General features: G+C 53.2%; 1 rRNA gene. It reads left to right on the top strand.

Going from position 1 to position 2,500, the window contains the following annotated elements:
• Positions 1-124: 124 nt before the first annotated feature.
• Positions 125-2,500: ribosomal RNA gene (locus RIA72_RS14765) — 23S ribosomal RNA — on the top strand; the annotation flags it as partial.

Here is a 2,500-nt window from a genome sequence, read left to right as displayed (position 1 = left end):
GCGGTTCGCCGCGACTTTAAGGTCATGACGATCAACGCATTGATTAATACTGGCTGAGAAAGAAAACAATCATCCACGCGACTTGCGGTGAGCCATCAGGCTTGTCGTTGGTGGTGTGGACTCTCAAGTGTGAGGTAAGGGCGTTTGGTGAATGCCTTGGCATACAGAGGCGATGAAGGACGTGGCACGCTGCGATAAGCGTTGGGGAGCTGTGAGCAAGCTTTGATCCAACGATTTCCGAATGGGGAAACCCACCCTCACCATTTAATTTCGCTGCCGATCCGTCGGCATCGAAGGTTAAATGGGAAGGGTATCACCGAGCTGAATAAAATAGGCTTGGTGAAGCGAACCCGGGGAACTGAAACATCTCAGTACCCGGAGGAAAGGACATCAACAGAGACTCCCGTAGTAGTGGCGAGCGAACCGGGACCAGGCCAATGCCTTCAATTCAAGTAGCAGAACACTCTGGAAAGTGTGACCATAGCGGGTGACAGTCCCGTATGCGAAACTGATGTTGAAGGATTTGAGTAGGGCGGGGCACGTGAAACCCTGTCTGAACGTAGGGGGACCACCCTCTAAGCCTAAGTACTCCTGTATGACCGATAGTGAACTAGTACCGTGAGGGAAAGGTGAAAAGCACCCCGATGAGGGGAGTGAAACAGTACCTGAAACCGAACGCCTACAAGCAGTAGGAGGGCCCTTGAGGCCTGACTGCGTACCTCTTGCATAATGGGTCAGTGACTTAGTGTATCAAGCAAGCTTAAGCCGTTAGGTGTAGGCGCAGCGAAAGCGAGTCTGAATAGGGCGAATGAGTTTGATGCATTAGACCCGAAACCCGGTGATCTAGGCATGACCAGGCTGAAGGTGCGGTAACACGCACTGGAGGGCCGAACCGTTCAATGTTGAAAAATTGTCGGATGAGTTGTGTTTAGGGGTGAAAGGCCAATCAAACCGGGAAATAGCTGGTTCTCCGCGAAATCTATTGAGGTAGAGCGTCGGATGAATACCTTGGGGGGTAGAGCACTGGATGGATGCGGGGGTCGCGAGATCTACCAATTCTAACCAAACTCCGAATACCCAAGAGTAATATCCGGCAGACAGACGGCGGGTGCTAAGGTCCGTCGTCAAAAGGGAAACAGCCCTGACCTACAGCTAAGGTCCCCAAGTCATCACTAAGTGGGAAAGCATGTGGGAATCCCAAAACAACCAGGAGGTTGGCTTAGAAGCAGCCATCCTTTAAAGAAAGCGTAACAGCTCACTGGTCTAAATAAGGGTTCCTGCGGCGAAAATGTAACGGGGCTCAAGTGATGCACCGAAGCTTAGGGTGTGTAGCAATACACGCGGTAGCGGAGCGTTCCGTAGGCTGATGAAGCGGTCTGGTAATGGGCCGTGGAGGTATCGGAAGTGCGAATGCTGACATGAGTAGCGATAAAGAGGGTGAGATGCCCTCTCGCCGAAATCCCAAGGGTTCCTGCTTAAAGCTAATCTGAGCAGGGTAAGCCGGCCCCTAAGACGAGCCCGAAGGGGGTAGTCGATGGGAACCACGTTAATATTCGTGGGCCTGGAGGTGTGTGACGGATCTCGTAAATTGTCTGATCTTATTGGATTGGTCAGGCTTTGAAGAGGTTCCAGGAAATAGCCCCTCCATTATAGACCGTACCCTAAACCGACACCGGTGGGATGGTAGAGTAGACCAAGGCGCTTGAGAGAAGTCTCCTGAAGGAACTCGGCAAATTGCCTCCGTACCTTCGGAAGAAGGAGGCCCTGCATCTGGGCAACCAGTTGCAGGGGGCACAGGCCAGGGGGTAGCGACTGTTTAGCAAAAACACAGGGCTCTGCTAAGTCGGCTTCAAGACGACGTATAGGGCCTGACGCCTGCCCGGTGCCTGAAGGTTAAGTGGAGGGGTGCAAGCTCCGAAATGAAGCCCAGGTAAACGGCGGCCGTAACTATAACGGTCCTAAGGTAGCGAAATTCCTTGTCGGGTAAGTTCCGACCTGCACGAATGGCGTAACGACTTCCCCACTGTCTCCAGGAGATGCTCAGCGAAATTGAATTCTCCGTGAAGATGCGGAGTACCCGCGGTTAGACGGAAAGACCCCGTGCACCTTTACTGCAGCTTCAGAGTGGCATTAGGAAAGAACTGTGTAGCATAGGTGGGAGGCTTTGAAGCACTGGCGCCAGCCGGTGTGGAGCCATAGGTGAAATACCACCCTGTTGTTTTCTGATGTCTAACCTCGATCCATGAAACTGGATCAGGGACCCTCTGTGGCGGGTAGTTTGACTGGGGCGGTCGCCTCCTAAAGAGTAACGGAGGCGCGCGATGGTAGGCTCAGGACGGTTGGAAACCGTCTGTTAGAGTGCAATGGCATAAGCCTGCCTGACTGCGAGACTGACGAGTCGAGCAGAGACGAAAGTCGGTCATAGTGATCCGGTGGTCCCGAGTGGAAGGGCCATCGCTCAACGGATAAAAGGAACGCCGGGGATAACAGGCTGATGATT

The sequence above is a fragment of the Sphingopyxis sp. genome (assembly GCF_040216815.1).
GTDB lineage: Bacteria > Pseudomonadota > Alphaproteobacteria > Sphingomonadales > Sphingomonadaceae > Sphingopyxis.
The sequence above is the reverse complement of the archived record's forward strand: the minus strand, read 5'-3'. Positions and strand labels throughout refer to the sequence as shown.